17 protein-coding genes and 1 pseudogene are annotated in these 20,993 nt (G+C 66.1%); 12 read left to right on the top strand and 6 right to left on the bottom strand.

What is annotated here, in order from left to right:
* Positions 1–99: 99 nt before the first annotated feature.
* Positions 100–990: a metallophosphoesterase family protein gene (locus WA702_RS13260; RefSeq protein ID WP_425110982.1), complete on the bottom strand. Its 891-nt coding sequence runs from the start codon at positions 988–990 to the stop codon at positions 100–102.
* Between the two features lie 123 nt (positions 991–1,113).
* Here WA702_RS13260 and WA702_RS13265 point away from each other — a divergent pair, with 123 nt between their 5' ends.
* The 3 genes from WA702_RS13265 to WA702_RS13275 all read left to right on the top strand — a co-directional run bounded on the left by WA702_RS13265 (position 1,114) and on the right by WA702_RS13275 (position 3,181).
* Positions 1,114–1,611 (top strand): NUDIX domain-containing protein, encoded by a 498-nt coding sequence (locus WA702_RS13265; protein WP_425110983.1) that lies wholly within the window; start codon positions 1,114–1,116, stop codon positions 1,609–1,611.
* Positions 1,612–1,669: 58 nt separating this feature from the next.
* Complete coding sequence (locus WA702_RS13270) at positions 1,670–2,602, top strand: glycosyltransferase family 2 protein (RefSeq protein ID WP_425110984.1); 933 nt, start codon at positions 1,670–1,672, stop codon at positions 2,600–2,602.
* A gap of 66 nt (positions 2,603–2,668) precedes the next feature.
* Positions 2,669–3,181 (top strand): GNAT family N-acetyltransferase, encoded by a 513-nt coding sequence (locus WA702_RS13275; RefSeq protein ID WP_425110985.1) that lies wholly within the window; start codon positions 2,669–2,671, stop codon positions 3,179–3,181.
* Positions 3,182–3,193: 12 nt separating this feature from the next.
* On the opposite strand, the gene WA702_RS13280 is transcribed toward WA702_RS13275, so the two are convergent.
* From WA702_RS13280 to WA702_RS13295, 4 genes are read right to left on the bottom strand one after another with little or no spacing between them, the layout of a single operon-like run.
* The gene (locus WA702_RS13280) at positions 3,194–5,257 is read right to left on the bottom strand and encodes a hypothetical protein (RefSeq protein ID WP_425110986.1); all 2,064 of its coding nucleotides are present in this window, start codon (positions 5,255–5,257) and stop codon (positions 3,194–3,196) included.
* A gap of 10 nt (positions 5,258–5,267) precedes the next feature.
* Positions 5,268–8,081 carry a DUF4159 domain-containing protein gene (locus WA702_RS13285; RefSeq protein WP_425110987.1) on the bottom strand — a complete coding sequence of 938 codons (2,814 nt, stop codon included), beginning with the start codon at positions 8,079–8,081 and terminating at the stop codon, positions 5,268–5,270.
* Positions 8,078–9,019 (bottom strand): DUF58 domain-containing protein, encoded by a 942-nt coding sequence (locus WA702_RS13290; RefSeq protein ID WP_425110988.1) that lies wholly within the window; start codon positions 9,017–9,019, stop codon positions 8,078–8,080. Before WA702_RS13290 ends, WA702_RS13285 begins: the two co-directional genes overlap by 4 nt.
* Positions 9,019–10,017: an AAA family ATPase gene (locus WA702_RS13295; protein WP_425110989.1), complete on the bottom strand. Its 999-nt coding sequence runs from the start codon at positions 10,015–10,017 to the stop codon at positions 9,019–9,021. Before WA702_RS13295 ends, WA702_RS13290 begins: the two co-directional genes overlap by 1 nt.
* 341 nt (positions 10,018–10,358) lie before the next feature.
* Between WA702_RS13295 and WA702_RS13300 the strand changes: the two genes are divergently transcribed.
* The 7 genes from WA702_RS13300 (at position 10,359) to WA702_RS13330 (ending at position 17,730) form a co-directional block, all read left to right on the top strand.
* Positions 10,359–10,958, top strand: coding sequence for a DUF1285 domain-containing protein (locus WA702_RS13300; RefSeq protein WP_425110990.1), 600 nt, complete (start codon positions 10,359–10,361; stop codon positions 10,956–10,958).
* An 11-nt stretch (positions 10,959–10,969) separates the two neighbouring features.
* The gene (locus WA702_RS13305; protein WP_425110991.1) at positions 10,970–11,641 is read left to right on the top strand and encodes a CoA pyrophosphatase; all 672 of its coding nucleotides are present in this window, start codon (positions 10,970–10,972) and stop codon (positions 11,639–11,641) included.
* A 168-nt stretch (positions 11,642–11,809) separates the two neighbouring features.
* Positions 11,810–13,063 carry a CCA tRNA nucleotidyltransferase gene (locus WA702_RS13310; RefSeq protein ID WP_425110992.1) on the top strand — a complete coding sequence of 418 codons (1,254 nt, stop codon included), beginning with the start codon at positions 11,810–11,812 and terminating at the stop codon, positions 13,061–13,063.
* Positions 13,064–13,547: 484 nt separating this feature from the next.
* A complete protein-coding gene (locus WA702_RS13315) occupies positions 13,548–14,750 on the top strand; it encodes an ABC transporter substrate-binding protein (protein WP_425110998.1) in 1,203 nt (400 codons plus the stop codon).
* Between the two features lie 7 nt (positions 14,751–14,757).
* Positions 14,758–15,954, top strand: a complete 1,197-nt coding sequence (locus tag WA702_RS13320; RefSeq protein ID WP_425110993.1) for a CaiB/BaiF CoA transferase family protein — start codon at positions 14,758–14,760, stop codon at positions 15,952–15,954.
* A gap of 39 nt (positions 15,955–15,993) precedes the next feature.
* Positions 15,994–16,866: an SDR family oxidoreductase gene (locus WA702_RS13325; protein WP_425110994.1), complete on the top strand. Its 873-nt coding sequence runs from the start codon at positions 15,994–15,996 to the stop codon at positions 16,864–16,866.
* Between the two features lie 24 nt (positions 16,867–16,890).
* On the top strand, positions 16,891–17,730 hold the full coding sequence (locus WA702_RS13330) for an aldo/keto reductase (RefSeq protein ID WP_425110995.1): 840 nt from the start codon (positions 16,891–16,893) through the stop codon (positions 17,728–17,730).
* A gap of 14 nt (positions 17,731–17,744) precedes the next feature.
* Here WA702_RS13330 and WA702_RS13335 read toward each other — a convergent pair whose 3' ends face one another.
* Positions 17,745–19,331: an alpha/beta fold hydrolase gene (locus WA702_RS13335; protein ID WP_425110996.1), complete on the bottom strand. Its 1,587-nt coding sequence runs from the start codon at positions 19,329–19,331 to the stop codon at positions 17,745–17,747.
* Between the two features lie 172 nt (positions 19,332–19,503).
* On the opposite strand from WA702_RS13335, the gene WA702_RS13340 reads away from it, so the two are divergent.
* Positions 19,504–20,478, top strand: coding sequence for an NADPH:quinone oxidoreductase family protein (locus tag WA702_RS13340; protein ID WP_425110997.1), 975 nt, complete (start codon positions 19,504–19,506; stop codon positions 20,476–20,478).
* Between the two features lie 28 nt (positions 20,479–20,506).
* Positions 20,507–20,993, top strand: a pseudogene (locus tag WA702_RS13345) (hypothetical protein); the annotation flags it as partial.

The following is a 20,993-nucleotide window of genomic DNA, read 5'->3' on the forward strand; positions in this document are numbered from 1 at the left end:
CGGCGTGGCCGCGGGCTGCTGCTGTTCCTGCTCGGCTTCATTGTCGGCGCGCTGGCGCTGTTCGGCGTCGCGCTCTATGCCGCGTTGTATCAGCTCTGATCAGAACAGCCGGACTTGCCGGATCTCGCGCACCCGCAGCGCATCGTTGACCGCGCGCACGGTCTGGTCGCAGCGCCAGCCATTGCCGTCGCGGCGAATGGCGAACAGGTTGTAGGCCGCGGCTGGATGATGACCATGCGCCACCGCCGAGGCCGAGGGCACGCCGACGACGGGAATCTGCCGCTCTGGGCCGTCGATCCAGATGGTGGAGTGGACGTGATCGTGGCCGTGCAGCACGAGTTCGACGCCATGGCGCTTGAGCAGCGCGATCAGCTCCGGCGCGTCGGTCAGCCGCTTGATATGCGAGGTCGAGCGCAGCGGATGATGCACCAGCAGCACGCGGAAGGCATCAGCCGTGGCGAGCCCGGTCAGAAGGCGCTCCAGTGCCGCGAGCTGGTCCTGGCCGAGGGTGCCGGTCGCCATCAAGGGCGGCGTCGGGATGCCGGAGGATAGGCTGATCAGCGCCAGCGGCCCGCGACGCCGCAAGACGGGAAAAATCGGCTGGCCGGGCAGGTGGCCATCGCCTTCGATGTAGCTCGCAAAGCTCTCGGCGAAGCGATGGCGGGTCGCACGCACATAAGCATCGTGATTGCCGGGAATCGCGGTGACCTGATCCGGTGGGCCCAGGCTCTCGAGCCAGGCCTGAGCGGGCGCGAACTCGGCTTCGAGCGCCAGATTGACGAGGTCGCCGGTCACGGCGATATGGTCCGGTACCTGCGCCCGCAGGTCGGACACCAGGAGGTCGAGCACGTCGCGGCGATGCACCTTGTGACGGTTGCGGGTCCAGTTCAGATAGCCGAACGCGCGCTTGCCCATGAGCTCGGAAAGGCTCGGCTCGGGCAGCGGCGGCAAATGTGGATCGGACAGATGCGCGAGCGTGAACGCCGCCATCACAAGGCTCCCGGCAGACAATCGGCGCTTGCGGGCCGGGCGGTCATGACATGATGTTCCTTGACTGGAGCCTTGTATTGGCAAGGCGGGCGCGCGAGCGCAAGGTTAACGAAAGCTGGACGTATGGCGGCAGGCTTGAGCGGGTTGCGCGTGAAGTTCGAGCCCTGGTTGCGGCGCGCCTTCCACCTCTATTGGCGCTTTGCCCGCGGCATGACGCTCGGCGTCCGCGGCGTCGTGCTCGATGCCGAGAGCCGCGTGTTCCTGGTCAAGCACAGCTATGTCGCCGGCTGGCATCTGCCGGGCGGCGGGGTCGAGGTCGGCGAGACGTTTGGCGAGGCGCTGCAGCGCGAGCTGGTCGAGGAGGGACGCATCGTGCTGACGGCCGAGCCTGATCTGCACGGCATCTTCCTCAACAGCCACGTCTCCCGGCGCGACCATGTCGCGGTGTTCGTTATCACCGCGTTTACCCAGGATCATCCGCCTGCGCCCAACCGCGAGATCGTCGCGACGGGCTTTTTCGCCGCCGATGCGCTGCCGGAGGACACCACGTTCGGCACTCGGTTGCGGATCGCGGAAGTGCTACACGGCGTTAAGCTCATCCCGACCTGGCGGTCACCATGAGCGCCGCTCGCCGACCGTGTTATGACTTTTTGCACCGAATAGGCTGCAGTCTGGGCCCATGAACCCGTCATCGCTGCGCATTGCCGTTCTGGTGCCTTGCTACAACGAGGAGGCGGCCGTCGCCGCCGTCGTCAAGGGATTCAAGCAGGCGTTGCCGACGGCGAGCGTTTACGTCTACGACAACAATTCCAAGGACCGCACCATCGCGGTCGCGCGCGCGGCCGGCGCCGAGGTGCGCAGCGAGCGGCGGCAGGGCAAGGGTCATGTGGTCCGGCGCATGTTCGCCGACATCGATGCCGACGTCTATGTGCTGGTCGATGGCGACGCCACCTATGACGCGCCGAGCGCGCCACGCATGATCGGGCGGCTGCTCGACGAGCATCTCGACATGGTCGTCGGCTTAAGGGTCGACCAGGAGCAGGCCGCCTACCGGATGGGCCACCGCACCGGCAACTGGATGCTGACGCGGTTTTTGGCCGAGGTGTTCGGGCAGGCGTTCAAGGATATTCTATCCGGCTACCGCGTGTTCTCGCGCCGCTTCGTCAAATCCTTCCCGGTGCTGTCGGACGGTTTCGAAATCGAAACCGAGCTCACCGTCCATGCGCTGGAACTGGCGCTCCCGGTCGCTGAGATCGCGACGCCGTATTACGCGCGGCCCGAGGGCTCGGTCAGCAAGCTCAACACCTGGCGCGACGGCTTTCGCATCCTCAACACTATCCTGAAGCTCTATCGTTCCGAGAAGCCGCTGCGCTTTTTCGCCGCGATCGGGATCTTTCTGGCGCTGATCTCGATCGGCTTTGCGGTCCCGATCTTCGTTACCTTCCTTGAGACCGGGCTGGTTCCGCGGCTGCCGACCGCGGTGCTGTCGATGGGCCTGATGATCGTGGCGCTGCTGTCGCTCTCGTCGGGGCTGGTGCTCGATACCGTGACGCGGGGCCGGCGGGAGATGAAGCTGCTGGCCTATCTGTCGCAGCCGCCGGTCGGCCGCTGATCCAGGCTTTCCCGGATCACGGCGCGATGGACCGCACCACCGGCAAATGCTAATCCGCGCCCAATCATGAGCGATCTCTCCATCACCATCGAACCCGAAAAGCCGTCGGACGCGCAGGCGATCGAACGGCTGCATGAGCGGACCTTCGGGCCCGGCCGCTTCGTGCTCAGCGCCTATCGTTTGCGCGAGCATGTCGATCATCTGCTCGACCTGTCCTTCACCGCGCATATCGGCACCTTGCTGGTCGGCTCGGTCAGGCAGCTGCCGGTCTGTGTCGGCGACACCAAGGCGCTGATGCTTGGACCGCTCACGGTCGAGCCGCCGTTCCGCAAGCACGGCATCGGCCGGACCTTGCTGGAACGCTCCATTGCGGACGCCAAGGCGAAGGGTCATCGCCTGATCCTGCTGGTCGGTGATTTCGCCTATTACAACCGCGTCGGCTTCCAGAAGGTCGAGAAGGGAAGGGCGATCATGCCCGGCCCGGTCGACTACAATCGCCTGCTGGTCGCCGAACTCGTCGACGGCGCCTTCGAAGGCGTCTCCGGCGCCATCCGGCCGGATTGGGATTTCGCGCGGTAAGCAGGCCGTGCCCTAACGCCCCTCGCGCAGCCAGGTCGCGGCGAAGGCGCCGAGCAGCAGCAACAGGCCGATAACGCCGGCGAACATCGGCAGCACGCCGACGCCCTTGACGACGCTGGCATCGCGCATCCGTACGCCCATCCAGCCGTCGCCACGGAACACAGAGGACGAGTGCACCGGGACGATCCTCGGGATATCGACGCTCGCGCCGTCGGCGACGCGGCGCGCATCGCCGCCGGTCGCCTGAGCCAGCGGCTTCAAGGTGTCGGTGGTCGAAGTGACCTCGGAAAATTCCTTCGGATTGGTCGGCCCGACATTGATCAGCGCCTTCAAGGTGCCGTCAGTGGCCTGCCAGAGACCGAGTTCGTTGGCCGGCATGGTGGCGCGCCATTCACCCGGCTCACCCTGGGTCAAGGTCAGCTCGCGCGTCGCGCCCGATGGCGAGGTCACGGTGACCGGTGGCACGGTGTCGGCCATGGTCTGCCTGATCACCACGAGATCGTGGCCCTGCACCTGCAACCGCAGCGCTTCTTCATCCAAGTCCGGCTGCTTCATGAGCCAGTGCGACATCCGCCTGAGCAGATCGAGATGCGGGCCGCCGCCCTCATAACCGCGCGCCCATAGCCAGATGTGGTCGGACAGCAGCAGCGCCACACGGCCCTCGCCGTATCGCGACAACAACAACAGCGGCTTGCCGTCGGCCCCGGTCATGACCGGCGGGCTGGTCGCGTTGCGGGTATCGACGGTGCGGAAGAAGCGGCTCCAATGCGGCGGCTCGAAGTTCGCGCCTTCGAGCCCGCGCGTGACGGGGTGGCGTTTGCCGGCATCGGACAGGTGCGCGTAGAACGGCTTCTCGGTGACGCCGACCGGCTCGGCCGGCAGCACGGAGTCAAGCGGTGTGCGCCAGATGCTGGTGTTCGATGCGTAGTCCGGTCCGGCCGAGACCAGCACCGCCCCGCCGTTCCGGACATAGCGTGCGATGTTGTCGAAATAGGCGATCGGCAACACGCCCTGGCGGGCGTAGCGGTCGAAGATGATCAGCTGGAATTCGTTGATCTTCTGCTGGAACAGCTCACGGGTCGGGAAGGCGATCAGCGACAATTCGTTGATCGGCGTGCCGTCCTGCTTCTCCGGCGGCCGCAGGATCGTGAAGTGCACGAGATCGACGCTGGCGTCCGACTTCAACAAATTGCGCCAGGTCCGTTCGCCCGAATGCGGCTCGCCAGAGACGAGCAGCACGCGCAGCTTGTCGCGCACGCCGTCGATCGAAACCACGGCGCGGTTGTTGACCGGCGTCAACTCGCCCGCGAGCGGCGCCGCCTCGATCTCGACGATGTTCGGCCCCTCATGCTTGATGTCGATATCGACCTTCGAGGTCTGGCCGCTGACGAGATCGCGCTCGCTGATCGCCTCGCCGTCCCTGCGGATCACCACCTTGGCATGTTCGCCGCTGACGCCCTGGTCATCGAGCCGGAACGTCACGGTCTGCGGCTGGCCGACAATGCCGAAGCGCGGCGCAGCCGTGATCGCGATGCGGCGGTCGCGCTCGTTCGGCTGCCCGGTGATCAGCGCCTGCAGCGGTGCCTGGAAGCCGAGCGCGGACATGTTGGCGGGAATGTCGTGGACGCGGCCGTCGGTGATCAGGAACGCGCCGGCGACGCGATCGACCGGCACGTCCGACAGCGCCGACGACAGCGCGCTGAACAGATGGGTGCCGTCAGTCTCGCCGTCGGCCTGGCCGGCGTCGACCACGCGCACCTCCAGCCCCTTGATCTTCTTCAGCTCGTTGACCAGTGCTTCCTGCGCCTGCGCCGTCTGCTTGTTGCGGTCGCCGAAATTCTGGCTCGGGCTCTTGTCGACGATGACGGCGGCGACCGAGCTCAGCGGCTCGCGGTCCTCGCGTGTGAAGGAGGGGTTGGCGAGCGCGAGCGCAATCAGAGCCAGCGCCGCGACGCGGATGGCGGCGCCACGCGAACGGCCGAGCAGCAGCACCGCCGCGATCACGATGATCGCGCCGAGCGCGAGCCAGAGCACGATCGGCGGGACGAGGGGCGTGAACGCGATGCCGTAATTCATGTTTTGAAACCTATTGCCCGAGCCGTTCGATCAGCGCCGGCGCGTGCACCTGGTCGGCCTTGTAGTTGCCGGTCAGCGTGTACATCACGATGTTGACGCCGGCGCGGAACGCGAAGTCGCGTTGCCGCGGCTCACCCGGCACCAGTGGCAGCATGGCCTGGCCGTCGGGGCGGATCGCCCAGGCGCCGGCGAGGTCGTTCGAGGTGATGATGATCGGCGAGACGCCGTCGCCGCCGCGGGCCGGCCGCGCATTGTTTTCGTCCTCGTCCTCCTTCGGCAGCGCCTCCACCCAGGTTTGGCCGGTGGTGAAGCGGCCCGGGAAGTCGCGCAGCAGATAGAACGTCTTGGTGAGCACGTGCTCGCGCGGCACTGGCTCCAGCTCCGGCACGTCGAGCGAGGAGAGGAGGTCACGGAGCGTCTGCATGGCTGGCGTCTGCGCCGCGCCATTATCGCTGGGGCCGGCCTCGATCGCGTCGCGGGTATCGAAGAGCACGGTGCCGCCCTGCTTCATGTAGGCGTCGATCTTGTTGAGCGCGTCCTGCGGCGGCTTCGGCGCGCCGGGCACGATCGGCCAGTAGATCAGCGGGAAGAAGGCGAGCTCGTCATGCGCCGGATCGACGCCGATCGGGTCGCCGGCCTCGAGCGCAGTGCGCTGGGCGAGATAGAGCGTCAGCCCGGTCATGCCGGCCTTGACGATCGAATCCACATCGGCATTGCCGGTGACGACGTATGCAAGCCGGGTCTGCGACGTCGCGCGCATGGCGAACTCGTCAGCGGCCTGGTCGGCACGGGCGGGCGAGGGCGCCCACAGTGCCATGCCACTGATGATCGCGACCGCCAGCAGCGCCGCCGTTGCCGGGCGCCGCCGCAACAGCGTGGCCAGGGTGCCACCGAGCAGCGCGACGATCACGGCATCGATCAGGAACAGCAGCAGCGCCGTGGAGAGCAGGATGCCCCTGAGATCGCGCGGCTCGGCATTGCTGTAGCTGGCGCGGTTGGCGCGCAGGCTGGAAGTGTCGAGCGGAGCAATGCGATCGGTGGGTACAAGCGTGTTCACGGCGATGGGTCCGTCGGCGGGGCCGTAGAAACCGGGTGGATGATCGAGCGAGGCGCGATCGTTGAAATCGGCCGGCAGCGGCTTGGCGGTGGATGGTGGCGGCCCAAACGCACCGAAACCATCGAGGATATGCAGCGGCGCGACGGTCGCTTTCGCAGCCTGGCCGGCGGGTCCCGGGCCCGGCTTTGAGGTGTAGCCGGACATATCGACGAGGCGGCGGAGCATCTCGACCATCGTCCCTGACATCGGCAGGTCCGACCAGCGCATGTCGGCGCTGACGTGAAATAGGCTGAGGACGCCCTTGCCGCGATGCTCGCCGGTGACGAGCGGGGTGCCGTCCTCGAGCGATGCCCAGCTCTTGGTTGCAAGCACGGCATCCGGCTCGGCCAGAACCTGACGGCTGACGGTGACATCGTTCGGCACGGCGAGGCCTGCGAACGGCCCGTCGGCGGAGAAGGAGGCGAGATGCTGCGGCTTTTCCCAGGTCAGGCTGCCGCCGAGGGTGCGACCGCCACGGCGCAGCTTCACAGGCACGAGATCGTCGTCGCCCTGCGCGAGCCGGGGACCGGCGAAGCGGACCAGCACGCCGCCATTCTCGATCCAGGCGTTAAGGCGATCGCGGATCTCCGGTGACAATGTGCCGACATCGGCCATCACGATCATCGGCAGCTTCTGGTCCAGGAATTGGGCGATCACCTGCTGCGGCGCGCCGCGGTCGCCAAGACGAAGATCGGCGAAGGGCGCGAGCGCGCGGGTCAGGTAAAAGGTTGGCGCCAGCAGCGGCTGCGCGGTATCGCTGGTCGCACCAGAGACGATGCCCACCGCACGGCGCCGCCAGCGCTTGTCGAGCAATTGTACCGCGCCAGCGGAACGTTCATTCGCGATTTCGAGCCGGGTGATGTCGTTGCGCAGCTCGACCGGCAGGTCGAAGCTCGCCTCGGTGTCATGCGCACCGGACGCGAAGGCAAAACGTGCATCGGCGATCGGCGAGCCCTTGGCATCGAGCGCACGGACGACGCCGCCCGGCACCGTGAGATCGGCCCGCAGCACCTTGACCGTCATCTTGGCCGCGGCGTTCTCGGCGCCCGCGAGCGCCAACGGCGACAACGTACCGCCGTCGAAGATCGTCAAGCTGCGGTCGCCAATGGTCTTGGCGAGACCAGTGACGAACTCATTGCCGCGACCGGGGTCGACGCCGTCCGACAGCCAGACGATGTCGGCATCGCCGGTGGCTTTGAGGAAGCGATCCAGCAGCGGCAGCGTCTCTGCGCGCTCGGCAGTGTATGGCTTGGGCGCGAGCTGGCGCAGCGTCACGCGCGCAGCACCCGCCGGCATCAGGGTGATGTCGCGGTTCGGCTCCGAGAGCGGCACCAGCGCGACGCCGCGGCGATCCGCATCGGCATTGGCGATCATCTCGTCGGCGGTCTTGATCCGCTCGTCCCAACTTGCGGCCGCGCTCCAGCTGTCGTCGAGCAGCAGTACCAAAGGCGCCTTGCTGCCGGCGGCCTGCGTGCGCGGATTCCAGATCGGGCCGGCGGCGGCGAAGATGATCAGCGCGGCCGCGATCAGCCGCAGCAAGGTCAGCCACCACGGCGAGCGCGACGGTGTCTCTTCCTTCGGTGTGATATCGAACAGCAGCCTGGTCGGCGGAAACTCGATGCGCCGGGGCCGCGGCGGCATCACCCGCAGCAGCCACCACAGCACCGGCAGGCTGACCAGCCCGATCAGGAGCAAAGGCTCGGCGAAGGAGAGCGGCAGACCCATCATGCACCGCGTCCTGCTCTGAAATTACTGAAGGCGCCGCCTCGACCGGTGGACATGCCGGCGTGCAGGAACAGCAAGAGTTCGGCGGCGGAGCGGCTGGTCGTATGGGTCGTGAACAGCCAGTCGAGCTTGCCGGTCTCGGCCCGGATCTGGTCGCGATGTAGCGCTACGCGCGCGACATAATCCTCGGCCCAGCGCTCGGCGCGGCCGGCGGTGATCACCTCGCCGCTTTCGGGCTCGACGAATTCGACGCGGCCGGAATAAGGAAAGCTCTCTTCGGCGGGATCGACGACCTGCACCAGCGCGCCATGCGCGCCCGAGGCCGAGAGGCCTGCGAGCATGGCGCGAATCTCGGATATGGGCGACCAGAAATCGGAGAGCACCACGATCTCGGCCAGTGCCGACGGCACGAAGGAGGGCGGCAGGCTCGGCCGCGCGGCATCGTCATGCAGCATCGCCTGCGCGATCCGGTCGATCACGCTGCGGCTCGCGGTCGGATTCAGAAGGCCGGGGATGCCGACGCGCTCGCCGCCCGCGACCAACAGCTCAGCCAGAGCCAAGGTCACGATCAGCGCGCGCTCGAGTTTGCTGTCGCGCGCAGTCCTGGAGGCGAACGCCATCGATTGCGAACGGTCGGGCCACAGCCATACGGTGTGCGCGGCCTCCCATTCCTGCTCGCGCACATAGAGAAGGTCGTCACGCGCGGAGCGCCGCCAGTCGACGCGCTGCGCCGGCTCGCCGGAGACGAAGCGTCGATATTGCCAGAAGTTTTCGCCGGTGCCGGCACGCCGGCGGCCGTGCAGGCCATGAATGACGTTGGCGGCGATCTGGCGGGCTTCCAGCACTAGGCGCGGCAGCGACGCGGCGAGCGTTCGGCTCTCGCCATCGGCACGCCGGATTGCGATGATCTCCTTGTCGGCGTGCGCGTGCGTGGCTGCCATCAAGCGATCCGACTCTTCAATTGCCGGATGACATCCGGAACGGTGCGCCCCTCGGCGCGCGCCGGGAAGGTCAGCGCCATGCGGTGCTTGAGCACGGGTTCGGCGAGGTCGAGCACGTCGTCGATCGACGGCGCAAGGCGGCCATCGAGCAGCGCGCGGGCGCGCACGGCGAGCATGAGGGATTGGCTGGCGCGCGGGCCCGGACCCCAGGCGATCAGTCTGCCGGTGTCGCCGGCTTCCTCGCCCGGGCGGGCCGAGCGCACCAACGACAGGATGGCTTCGACCACGGAATCGCCGACCGGCAGCCGTCGCACCAGCCGCTGGGCCGCGATCAGTGCGTCCGCGCTCATCGCCGCCTTGGCCGTGGTCTCCTCGGCGCCGGTGGTCTCGAACAGGATGCGCCGCTCGGCGTCGCGGTCGGGATAGTCGACATCGATCTCCATCAGGAAGCGGTCGAGCTGCGCTTCGGGCAGCGGATAGGTGCCTTCCTGCTCCAGGGGGTTCTGGGTCGCAAGCACATGGAAGGGTTTTGGCAGATCATGCCGCGCGCCGGCGACCGTGATATGCTGCTCCTGCATCGCCTGCAGCAGCGCCGACTGGGTGCGCGGGCTGGCGCGGTTGATTTCGTCGGCCATCAGCAGTTGTGCGAACACCGGACCGGCGATGAAGCGGAACGAGCGCTTGCCGACCGTGCTCTCGTCGAGCACCTCGGCGCCGAGGATGTCGGACGGCATCAGGTCCGGCGTGAACTGCACCCGCTTGGCATCGAGCCCGAGCGTGACGCCGAGCGTCTCCACCAGCTTGGTCTTGGCGAGGCCGGGGACGCCGATCAAAAGTGCATGGCCGCCGGACAGGATCGTCACCAGGGTGTTTTCGACCACGCGCTCCTGGCCGAAAATGACCGCGGAGATCGCGTCACGCGCGCTGCGGATCTGGCCCGAGACCTGCTCGGCCGAGCGGACGATCGCGTCTTCGAGCTTTTCGGCACTATCAGCCATTCCCGTCACTCCTTCGGCCCTCGCGCTTTTCGGGGCACCGTTCACAATATAGGTTCGGCGGTAGAGCCTGCGGGCTCTGCTGCATACGGGCCCGGCGGCACCATATAGACTCGGCATAGAGCAATTCGCTCCAATGCCGTGATTCCGATGCTAGACCCGGGCCGAAGAGCTTGTATTCGTTGAATTAAACTATCCCCATCTTATCGGCATTCCGGGCTGTCGGCGCCATTCACGATGTGGCGACCTTCTCACTTCCCGCGCAATGATGACGCGGAACTTTGACAGGCTCCCGGCGATGAGGACGGGCACCAAACGTGCCAGGAGCAGACTCGGGGTAAACAATGGCGAAGCAAGGGCAAAGCACCAACCAGGGCCTCGACCGGCTCACGACTGCAGCAAACGAAGCGGCCGCAACCAAGGGACTGCCCCCGGTGCATCTGTGGAATCCGCCGTTCTGCGGCGATCTGGACATGCGAATCGCCAGCGATGGAAGCTGGTACTACATGGGCACGCCGATCGGCAGGCCGGCACTGGTCCGGCTGTTCTCGACCATCCTGAAACGCGAGGATGGCAAATATTTTCTGGTCACGCCGGTAGAGAAGGTCGGCATCCGCGTCGACGACGCGCCGTTCATGGCCGTAGAAATGCGGAAGTGCTCCGGCGCCTCCAGCCCGCTGCTGCAGTTCCGGACCAATGTCGGTGACTGGGTGGATTGCGATGCCGAGCACCGGCTGCGCTTCGAGCCGGGCGAGGCCGGGGGGCTCATGCCCTATCTGCATGTGCGTGCCGACCTCTGGGCCAAGGTGACACGTCCGCTCTACTATGAGCTGGTTGACATCAGCGAGGAGCGGATGGTCGATGGGCGGACAATGTTCGGAGTGGAATCGGGCGGCGCGTTTTTTGCGATGGCCGATGCGGAAGAGGTGAGGGCGGCGCGTTGAACGAGTCCATTATGAACGACACCATCGTGAAGGAGGGTGTTGCTGCGCTTGATGCGACGGAGTTCTTCCAGCGCGGCCGGGTCCGGCTGGGCTTTGACGTTCCGCCGGCGCTGATCGATCCCAACATCATTCCCGAAAGCGGGGATTCCGGCACCGACCGCATGCTCGAGATCGTCGCCCGCGAGCAGCCGGTGCGGCCTGCCGCCGTGCTGATCCCGGTGGTCGATCATCCCGAGCCGACCGTGCTGCTGACGCAGCGCTCGCCGCATTTGTCCAATCATGCCGGGCAGATCTCCTTTCCCGGCGGCAAGATCGACGCCACCGATGCCTCGCCGCTGGACGCGGCGCTGCGCGAGGCCGAGGAGGAGGTCGGGCTGGCGCGCGGCTTCGTCGATCCGATCGGCTATCTTGAGGTTTATGGCACCGCCTTCGGCTTTCGCATCCTGCCGACATTGGCGCGGGTCAAGCCGGGCTTCGAGCTCACGATCAACCATGATGAGGTCGTCGATGCCTTCGAGGTGCCGCTGTCATTCCTGATGAATCCGGCCAATCATCAAATCCATGCCAAGGAATTTCGCGGCATCGCCCGATCGTATTACGCGATGCCATTTGCCGAACGCTACATCTGGGGCGCCACCGCCGGCATCCTGCGCCTGCTCTACGAGCGGATCTATCTGCCATGATCAGCCGGAGCGTGTTGACGGCGACCGGAATTTCTCCCATTCCTTATGCTGTTGACGCGTTATTGCTGATGGCCATGTCTGCCGAGTTGTTTGGCGTCCCGCTCCCATCCATTTTTGATCCCGCGCTTAGGCTCGTGGGACCTGCAGACCCGTCTCCGGAGCGCGGACATGACTGACGCGCGCCGTCTCGACGCGCCCTGGCTGTGGTCCGGCCCGGCCGCCCGCGTGCTGGCGCTCTTGAACGGCGAGGGCGAGGAGGCCCGCGTGGTCGGCGGTGCCGTCCGCAACGCGCTGCTCGGCGTCCCCATCGTCGACATTGACATCGCCACCACGGCGCTGCCGGCCGAGGTGATCCGCCGCGCCAAGGCGGCCGCAATCAAGAGCGTGCCGACCGGCATCGACCACGGCACCGTCACCCTGGTGCTGGACGGCCACCCGATCGAGGTGACGACGCTGCGCGAGGACACCGAGACCTTCGGCCGCAAGGCCAAGGTCGCCTTCGGCCGCGACTGGGTGGCCGACGCGGAGCGGCGCGATTTCACCATCAATGCACTGTCCGTCAGCCTCGATGGTGTGGTGTACGATTATGTCGGCGGGCTGGAGGATATCGGTCTGCGGCGCGTGCGCTTCATCGGCGATGCCGACCAGCGCATTGCCGAGGATTACCTGCGAATCCTGCGCTTCTTCCGCTTCCATTCCGCTTTCGGCGTTGGGGCGCCCGAGCGCGAGGGCTATCTCGCCTGCATCGCCGGCCGGGCGGGGCTTGCGACGCTCTCAGCCGAACGTGTGCGGATGGAGATGCTGAAGCTGCTCGTCACCGATGGTGTGGTCGGCGCAGTCGAGGCGATGATGGACGCCGGCCTGATGACTTCGGTCCTGGGCGGCGTCGCCTATCTCGGTCCGTTCACGGCGATGGTGACCGCCGAACGCGAGATTGGCCTCACGCCCAATCCGATCCGGCGGCTCGCAGCGCTGGCGGTCGCAGTCACTGAGGATGCGCGACGGCTGGCGACCAGATTGAAGCTGTCCAACGCGGAGGCCAAGGCGCTGGATGCGATGGGCCATCGCTGGTGGCGGCTCGCCACTGCTGATGAGGCACGGGCGCGGCGGCTGCTCTATCGGCTCGGCGAAACCAACTACCGCGACCGCCTGCTGCTCGCCTGGGCGCGCGCCGGGCACGACCGCGATGCGCCGCGCTGGTGCGAGCTCGCGCAATTGCCGGAGCGGTTCACGCCGCCGAAGTTTCCGCTGAAGGCGGCCGACTTCATCGCCCGCGGCGTCGCCGAGGGACCGTTGCTGGGCCATGTCCTGACGCTTGCCGAAGACGCCTGGCTCGCGGCGGACTTCCCGCTCGATCAGTCCGCGCTCGATGTGATCGCCGATCAGGCCGCGGCGCGTATTCTGCAGAACGGGCGGTCGTGAGCTCGTTGCTGGACTTTGCTACATGATCACAGCGACGCGTCGGCCTGTGCTCCGCGAACTGATGCAGCGTTCAAAGAATTTTTGAGCGACGGAATACGCGGGCCTCGCCGCTCGGTTGCCGTGTCTTTTGAATGACGATGGTGCGATCGTGACATTCGCCAGCATTAGCGCGGAACTGTTCCATCTCAGGACGGCTGCAGGAAACGCATGCGCATCTGCCGTTTAAGGCACATCACTCTGCGCGCGAACCATGTATCGTCGCGGCCGTCACCTCGCGCGATGCTCTTCATCCAGCGTCTGCCATCATTCCGTTGAGCGTGGGCGCATCGCCCGCGCACGCGGAGACGTGGTCGGATGCGGCTTGATCCCTTGGCATTGCGACGATCTGGCTGACCATGAAACAAAAAACGAATGGAGGGCGATGATCGCGGCCAGCGTGCCGATGTCATCGTGCTCACAGGGAAGGGAGATGCCAGGCATGGCAATGCGAAAGCTGTTCGTCCGTGGAGCTGTGATCGTGCTCGCAGCTGTGAGCGCCACCGCGGTGAAGGCCGGCGGGACCTACGACACCGGGGCGAGCGATACGACGATCAAGCTCGGGCAGACCATGCCCTTCTCCGGACCGGCGTCGGCCTATTCAGCGATCGGCCGGGCCGAGGCCGCCTACTTCAAGATGGTCAACGACAAGGGCGGCATCAACGGCCGCAAGATCGATCTGCTCAGCCAGGACGACGGTTACTCGCCATCGAAGACGGTCGAGCAAACGCGGCGCCTGGTCGAGAGCGACGAGGTGTTCGCGATGTTCTCTTCGCTTGGTACCGCTCCCAATATCGCGGTGCAGAAATATCTCAACATCAAGAAGGTGCCGCAGCTGTTTCCGTCGAGCGGCGCCAGCCGCTGGAACGATCCGAAGCATTTCCCGTGGACCACCGGGTCGCAGCCGACCTACAAGACCGAAGGCCGCATCTACGCCAAGTGGATCCTGGCGACCAAGCCGGACGCGAAGATCGCCGTCATCACGCCGAACGAGGACGCCGGACGCGATTATCTCGCCGGGTTCAAGGAAGGCCTCGGCGATCACGTCAAGCAGATCGTCTCCGAGGCGGTCTACGAGACGTCAGATCCGACGATCGACTCGCAGATCGTGCAGTTCAAGACGGCCGGCGCCGACGTGCTGTTCAACGAATGCACGCCGAAATTCGCGGCGCAGGCGATCAAGAAGGCCGCCGAGCTCGGTTGGAAGCCGCAGATCATCCTGCCGGCGGTCTCCAACTCCGTGGGCTCGGTGCTGACGCCGGCCGGTCTGGAAAACTCCGTCGGCATCGTCACCGGCGCGTTCGAGAAGGACCCCGGCGACTCGCGCTGGGCCGATGATCCCGGCATGAAGGCATGGCGGGAATGGATGAAGACCTACAACAGCGGCGCCGATCCCGCCGACATCTTCAACGTTACCGGCTACACCATGGCGCAGCTGATGGAACTGGTGCTGCAGCGCGCCGGCAACGACCTCACGCGCGCCAATGTGATGAAGCAGGAGCAGTCGTTGAAGGATGTCGAATTGCCGATGCTGCTGCCCGGGATCAAGGTGAATACCTCGGCCGATCAGGTGACGCCGATCCGGCAGTTGCAGATGGCGCGCTTCAACGGCAAATCCTGGGAGCTGTTCGGCGACGTGCTGGGCGAATAGAGACGAAATGACGACACCGACCGGACCACTGAGCGGCATCCGCGTTCTCGATCTGACCAGCGTTCTGTTCGGCCCCTACGCCGCGCAGATGCTCGGCGATTGGGGCGCCGACGTCATCAAGGTCGAGCCGCTAAGCGGCGACACCTGGCGCTATGCCGGCCTGTTCCGCAACCGCGGCATGAGCGGGCAGTTCATGGCTGTCAACCGCAACAAGCGCAGCTTGGCAGTCGACCTGAAGCATGCCGACGGCAAGGCGGTGCTGCAGCGGCTGATCCCGACCGCCGACGTGCTGGTCACCAATGTCAGGTCGGCCGCTCTGGCGCGGCTGGGCTTCGGCTACGAGGCCTGCGAGAAGCTCAATCCGCGGCTGATCTATGCGGCGGCGACCGGCTTCGGCCAGGATGGTCCATGGGCGGCACGGCCGGCCTTCGACGAGATCGTCCAGGCCGCCTCCGGTCTGGCGTCGTCGATCGGCTCGGACGAGGCGCCGCAGTTCATTCCGAGCCTGGTCGGTGACAAGATCTGCGCGCTCTCGATGGTCGGTGCCGTCTCGGCGGCGCTGTTCCGGCGCGAGCGCAGCGGCAAGGGGCAGCTGGTCGAGGTGCCGATGCTGGAGACCGTGGCGGCCTTCAACAGCATCGAGATGCTCGGCGGATACGCCTTCGATCCGCCGATCGGGCCGACTGGATACAAGCGCATGAAGGAGCGGCGCCCGGTGCAGACCAAGGACGGCTGGCTGACGATGCTGCCCTATTCGGGCGACAATTGGTGCGCGTTCTTCGAGGCCGTCGGCCGTCCCGAACTGGTCGAGGAGCTGGCGGTCAAGGATCCCGTGCGGCGCGGGCAGAACATCGACAAGATCTATGCGCGCATGAGCGAGATCGGGCCGACCCGCACCACAGCGGAGTGGGAGGAATTGCTGCTGCGGCTGGACGTGCCGCACACGGCGTTCGCCAAGCTGACCGAGATCGGCGAGCAGCCGCATCTCAAGGCAGTCGGGATGTTCGTCGATATCGATCATCCGACCGAAGGACATATCAAGCAGGCACGGCCGCCGACCAAATTCTCCGACGATCCGCCGAACCTGCACCGGATGTCGCCGCGGCTCGGCGAGCATTCGCGTGAGGTGTTGCGCGAGGTTGGATTCAGCGACGACGACATCGCGCGGCTGACCGAGAGCAAGGCGGTCGGCGTTGCGCCATGAGGTCGTGACTGACGACAGAAATGTTCACGGGATGACGACATGACCGGCTTCGACAAAGACCTGCTGCGGGGCAAGCGCGTGCTGATTACCGGCGGAGGCACCGGGCTCGGCAAGAGCATGGGCGAGCGCTTTCTGACGCTGGGCGCCGAGCTCGTGATCTGCGGCCGGCGCACCGAGGTGTTGGCGCAGACGGCGGCGGAATTCCGCGACAAGTTCGGGCGCGAAATCCAGACCCTCCGGTGTGATGTGCGCTCGCCAGACGATGTCGAGGCGATGCTGGACGGCATCTGGCAGCAGGCGCCGCTCGACGTGCTGGTCAACAACGCCGCCGGCAATTTCATCGCCCAGACGCACAAGCTCTCGGCCCGCGCGATCGATTCTGTGCTCGGCATTTGCCTGCATGGCACGGCCTATTGCACCACGGGTGTTGGACGACGCTGGATCGCGGATGGACGCGGCGGCACGGTGTTGAGCATCCTGACGCTGTCCGCCTTGCAGGGCGGCGCTTTCACGGTCCCATCGGCGATGGCGAAAGCGGGCATCGACGCGATGACCAAGAGCCTCGCCGTCGAATGGGGACCGAAGGGCATTCGCCTGGTCGCCGTCGCGCCCGGCAGCTTTCCGACCGAAGGCGCAGGCTCACGGCTGAACGTCGGCACCGAGAGGAGCACCACAGATGCCGGCTCGGCGCTGCAGCGGCACGGCGAGCATCACGAACTCGCGAACCTCTGCGCGTTCCTGATCTCCGATCTGGCGAGCTATATCACCGGCGAGACCGTGGTGATCGATGGCGGCCGCCGCTATCTTGGTGGCGCGCGCGCGGGCGTCGCCGAGATGCTGTCTTGGTCGGATGAGGATTGGGAGCGCCGGCGGGCGCAGATGCCGGCACGACCTAACAACAGCGCGACCTGACGCGCTTCTCAACGGGAGCCTACTATGACCAATTCAATTCGCCTGGCCCCGACGGTTCGCCTGCTCAACGGAGTCGAGATGCCGCAGCTCGGCCTCGGCACTTGGCCGATGAACGACGCCGAGGCGGCTGTCGCGGTGCGGACGGCGTTGAACTGCGGCTATCGCCTGATCGACACGGCGGAGAATTACGGCAACGAAGCCGGCGTCGGCGAAGGCATTCGCGCCTCCGGCGTGCCGCGCGAGGACATCTTCGTCACCACGAAGTTCAACCGGCAATGGCACAGCATCGCGGGTGTCCGGCAGGCCTGCGAGGCCAGCCTGAAACGGCTGGGCCTGGACACCATCGATCTCTTTCTGATCCACTGGCCCAATCCGGATCAGGATCGTTACATCGAGGCGTTCCAAGGATTGGGCCGCGTGCTGGAGGCCGGGCTGGTGCGGGCGATCGGCACCTCGAACTTCAAGCCGGCGCATTTGCAGCGGCTGTTCGATCTCGGCCTGGTGCCGCATGTCAACCAGATCCAGCTCGATCCCTATCATCGCCGCGACGACCTCGTCGCGATTCATCGCACGAAGGGCATCGTCACCGAGACCTGGAGCCCCCTCGGCCGCGGCAATGCGATGCTGAGGGATCCTGCGATCGAAGCCATCGCGCGCCGGCATGATCGCACGTCGGCTCAGATCGTGCTGCGCTGGCACGTCCAGTCCGGCTACGTCCCGGCACCGAAATCGACCAATGCCGAACGGCAGGCCGCCAATCTCGCGATCTTCGATTTCGCCCTGAGCGATGACGAGATGACCAGCTTGAACGGGCTGGGCCGGCCGGATCCGAATATGAAGGACGCCGACGAATTCGGCCACTGAGAAGGAGTCGTTCGTCAGGCTCGGGTGCGCCGCACCGGACTGTTTGGGCGCGACGCTGCAAGCAGCCGGTGCTTCCTGACGAAGCCTTTGATGGCTTCGAGCAGCGGCTGCTGCGCGCCGGCGAAGAACCAATGATCATCGCCGTCGAGCTCGACGAACTGAGCGCCGCTGATGTGGCTCGCCATGTCGCGTCCCGCGCCGATCCGCACAGCGCGGTCATTGCGGCGGTGAAGCACCAGCGTCGGCACGGACACCTGCTGCAGCAGATGCCGTACATCGACGTCGCGGAACGCCTCGAGCACCGCGCCGATCCCGCCGGGACTGGAGGCCGCGCGCAGCAGCCCGGCCCACCACGCCCTGGCTTGCGGATCGCGCGACAGGCTCGGCCCAAAGGTTTCGATGCCGGCCGGGCCACCCCATTCGGCGACGAGTTGCTGCTGCCAGGCGTCATATTGGCTGGCCCGGAGCGCATGCGGATAATCCGGCGCCCAGCAGCCCTTTGCCAGCGAGCCGAACAGCACGATGCCGGCCACCATGCGCGGTTGGTCGACCGCGAATCTGATGCAGGCGGGCCCGCATTCCGACGCGCCGAACAACAGCACGCGACGGGCCTGGACGGCGCGCAGCACGGTGCCGATATCCTCCGCCGTTGCTTCGACATCAGGCGCCGAGCCAATTCGGTCCGATAATCCGACACCGCGGCGATCGAACAGGACGAGGCGGCCCAGCTCCATCATCGAGCGCAGAAATGCGCGGCACGCCGGATGCTCCCAACCGCGCTCCACATGCGACACGAAGCCGGGCATGACCAGGATATCGAGCTCGCCGCTGCCGTAGGTCTGATACGCCAGATGGGCGCGCGTGCCCTCGACGTAGCGCGGCGTCGGCGCGGCATCCGCTGCCGTGCCGGCCATGAGCGCTTCGGTCGCGGCTTCAGGGGTGATCCCGAGCTCGTTACGCAGCCGGTGCGCAAGCAGCTCGTAGTGACGTTCCGCCGCGCTGCGATCGCCGGCGAGCAGCAGGCTGTGGATTAGATGCCGGCTGTACACCTCGCTGAGCGGATCGAGCTCGACCAGACGACCGGCATGGGTCGCCGCGGCGAAATGGTCGCAGGCGGCGTTCTTGTCCTGCACTAGCCGTTCCAGGCAATGCATGAACCGGCTCCTGAGAGCCTCGCGCCGAAATAAAGCCCATTCGTCGAACGCGGGACAGCCGTCCAGCGCGAAGCCCGCGAGGAAGTCGCCGCGATAGGACCTGCAAGCGTCCTCGAACGCACCGCAGTCGCAAGCCATCTCGAACTGAAGCGCGTCGACCTTCAGCCCGTTCGCCGGCGATAATTTCACGGTCGTGCGGTCTGTCTCGAAGACTTTTTCGTTGAACGTGAGCTCGACGCGATGAAGCAGGCGTCGCAGCCGCGCGCGGGTGGCATCGCTCGGACTCTCGGGCCACAGCAGCGTCGCAAGCACGTCACGCGCGACTGCGCCCTGGGCCTCGGCGAGATAGACAAGCAGAGCGACGCCCTTGCGCAGGGTCAGCCGGACCGGACTGCCGTCACTGACGATCTCGGGAAAGCCGAGCGTCCGTAGCGAAACTCCGGTCATGACTTCACCTTTTTTCTTCCTTGACCTCCCAGGGGACGGAGAGGGGACGGTCGGCTGATAGGTCTCAGGCTCGATCGCCAGCAAAATAATGGAAGACAGTCATGTTCGCACCTCTCATCCTGCCCTGCGTCAAATGTTGCGCTTTCGATGACTTCTGGACAGGAGCGTCACGATGAAAGCCGTTCTGTGCAGCGCGTTCACCGGCGCGCAAGATTTGCGCATCTGTGACGTCGACGTGCCCGAGCCGGCCAGCGACGAGATCCTGATCGATGTCCACGCGGCCTCCGTGAGCTTTATGGACCACCTGCTGGTCTCGGGCCGTTATCAGATGCGGCCGCCGCTACCATTTGTGCCGGGCACGGAAGTCGCCGGCATCGTCCATTCGGTCGGCGAGAACGTCACGAGGTTCAAAGCCGGCGACCGCGTGGCGTGCTGGAACTGGACCGGCGGCTATGCCGAGCGGATGGTCGCCAAGGACTCCAAGAGCGTGCGTCTGCCGGTCGGCGTCAGCTTCGAAACCGCCGCCACCGTCTGGCACAATTACGGCGCGGCCTACTATGCTCTGGTCGAGCGGGCGCAGGGGCGGCGCGGCGAGACGGTTTTTATCACCGGCGCCGCGGGTGGCGTGGGCCTCGCCGCCGTCGACCTCGCGGGTCATCTGGGCTTGCGCGTCATCGCCGGCGTCGGCTCCGACGACAAGGCGGATTTTCTGCGCGGCTATGGTGTCAGTGATGTCATCAACTATCGGAGCGAAGACCTGCGCGATCGGATCAGATCGATCACGTCGGCAGAAGGCGTCGACATCGGCTTCGACACTGTCGGCGGGACGGTCGAGCAAATGGCACGGCTGATGCGATGGGGCGGACGGCTGCTGCCGATCGGCTTCACCAGTGGCGTTATCCCCTCGGTGCCGATGAACCTGCCACTGTTGAAGAACTATGCGATCGTCGGCGTCTTCGCCGGCGCCTGGTCCGACAAATTCCCTGACGAAGCCGCGCGCATGAATGACACGCTGGCGCAGTTGCTGGCGGACGAGAAGATCCGTCCTCACATCGATCGCGTTCTGCCCCTGGACCGGGTCGCGGCCGCGATGCAGGCTTTGGCCGACCGGACGGTGCAGGGACGCATCGTTCTGAAGATCAGGTAGATCGCAGCGGCTAGAGGAGAACGCATCGATGACATCAGTCAGCATCGACAAGCGCTATTGCGGTCCGCCGAATTCCGGCAATGGCGGCTATGTGTGCGGGCGGCTGGCCGCGCATATTGCCGGCAGCGCCGAGATCACGCTGCGCGCGCCGATCCCGCTCGACAGGCAGCTCGAGATCGTCGCAGGCGACGAGCTCTGGGAGCTTCGCGACGGCGCGACCTGCCTTGCCACCGGGCGAGCGGCAGATGTCCCGCTCACCCGCGTAGAAATCGCAAGCTTCGACGAGGCGCGTGCGGCGGAGCTGATGACGTCGATCAAGCCGCACGAGCATCCGCTGCCGAACTGCTTTGTGTGCGGTCCCGCGCGGGCGCCAGGCGACGGCTTGCGCATCTCTGCCGGACCACGCGTGCGTCGCGCCCGCGATGGCCTGGTTGTACTGGCCGGGACCTGGACGCCGGATCCGAGCCTGGCAGCGGAAGATGGCCTGGTGGCATCGGAGTTTGTGTGGTCGGCGC

The organism is Bradyrhizobium sp., assembly GCF_049798375.1.
GTDB lineage: Bacteria > Pseudomonadota > Alphaproteobacteria > Rhizobiales > Xanthobacteraceae > Bradyrhizobium.

Excerpts from the sequence above, each read along its gene's own strand:
- WA702_RS13260 (WP_425110982.1), bottom strand. The coding sequence starts at position 990 with ATGGCGGCGTTCACGCTCGCGCATCTGTCCGATCCACATTTGCCGCCG.
- WA702_RS13265 (WP_425110983.1), top strand. The coding sequence starts at position 1,114 with ATGGCGGCAGGCTTGAGCGGGTTGCGCGTGAAGTTCGAGCCCTGGTTG.
- WA702_RS13270 (WP_425110984.1), top strand. The coding sequence starts at position 1,670 with ATGAACCCGTCATCGCTGCGCATTGCCGTTCTGGTGCCTTGCTACAAC.
- WA702_RS13275 (WP_425110985.1), top strand. The coding sequence starts at position 2,669 with ATGAGCGATCTCTCCATCACCATCGAACCCGAAAAGCCGTCGGACGCG.
- WA702_RS13280 (WP_425110986.1), bottom strand. The coding sequence starts at position 5,257 with ATGAATTACGGCATCGCGTTCACGCCCCTCGTCCCGCCGATCGTGCTC.
- WA702_RS13285 (WP_425110987.1), bottom strand. The coding sequence starts at position 8,081 with ATGATGGGTCTGCCGCTCTCCTTCGCCGAGCCTTTGCTCCTGATCGGG.
- WA702_RS13290 (WP_425110988.1), bottom strand. The coding sequence starts at position 9,019 with ATGGCAGCCACGCACGCGCACGCCGACAAGGAGATCATCGCAATCCGG.
- WA702_RS13295 (WP_425110989.1), bottom strand. The coding sequence starts at position 10,017 with ATGGCTGATAGTGCCGAAAAGCTCGAAGACGCGATCGTCCGCTCGGCC.
- WA702_RS13300 (WP_425110990.1), top strand. The coding sequence starts at position 10,359 with ATGGCGAAGCAAGGGCAAAGCACCAACCAGGGCCTCGACCGGCTCACG.
- WA702_RS13305 (WP_425110991.1), top strand. The coding sequence starts at position 10,970 with ATGAACGACACCATCGTGAAGGAGGGTGTTGCTGCGCTTGATGCGACG.
- WA702_RS13310 (WP_425110992.1), top strand. The coding sequence starts at position 11,810 with ATGACTGACGCGCGCCGTCTCGACGCGCCCTGGCTGTGGTCCGGCCCG.
- WA702_RS13315 (WP_425110998.1), top strand. The coding sequence starts at position 13,548 with ATGCGAAAGCTGTTCGTCCGTGGAGCTGTGATCGTGCTCGCAGCTGTG.
- WA702_RS13320 (WP_425110993.1), top strand. The coding sequence starts at position 14,758 with ATGACGACACCGACCGGACCACTGAGCGGCATCCGCGTTCTCGATCTG.
- WA702_RS13325 (WP_425110994.1), top strand. The coding sequence starts at position 15,994 with ATGACCGGCTTCGACAAAGACCTGCTGCGGGGCAAGCGCGTGCTGATT.
- WA702_RS13330 (WP_425110995.1), top strand. The coding sequence starts at position 16,891 with ATGACCAATTCAATTCGCCTGGCCCCGACGGTTCGCCTGCTCAACGGA.
- WA702_RS13335 (WP_425110996.1), bottom strand. The coding sequence starts at position 19,331 with ATGACCGGAGTTTCGCTACGGACGCTCGGCTTTCCCGAGATCGTCAGT.
- WA702_RS13340 (WP_425110997.1), top strand. The coding sequence starts at position 19,504 with ATGAAAGCCGTTCTGTGCAGCGCGTTCACCGGCGCGCAAGATTTGCGC.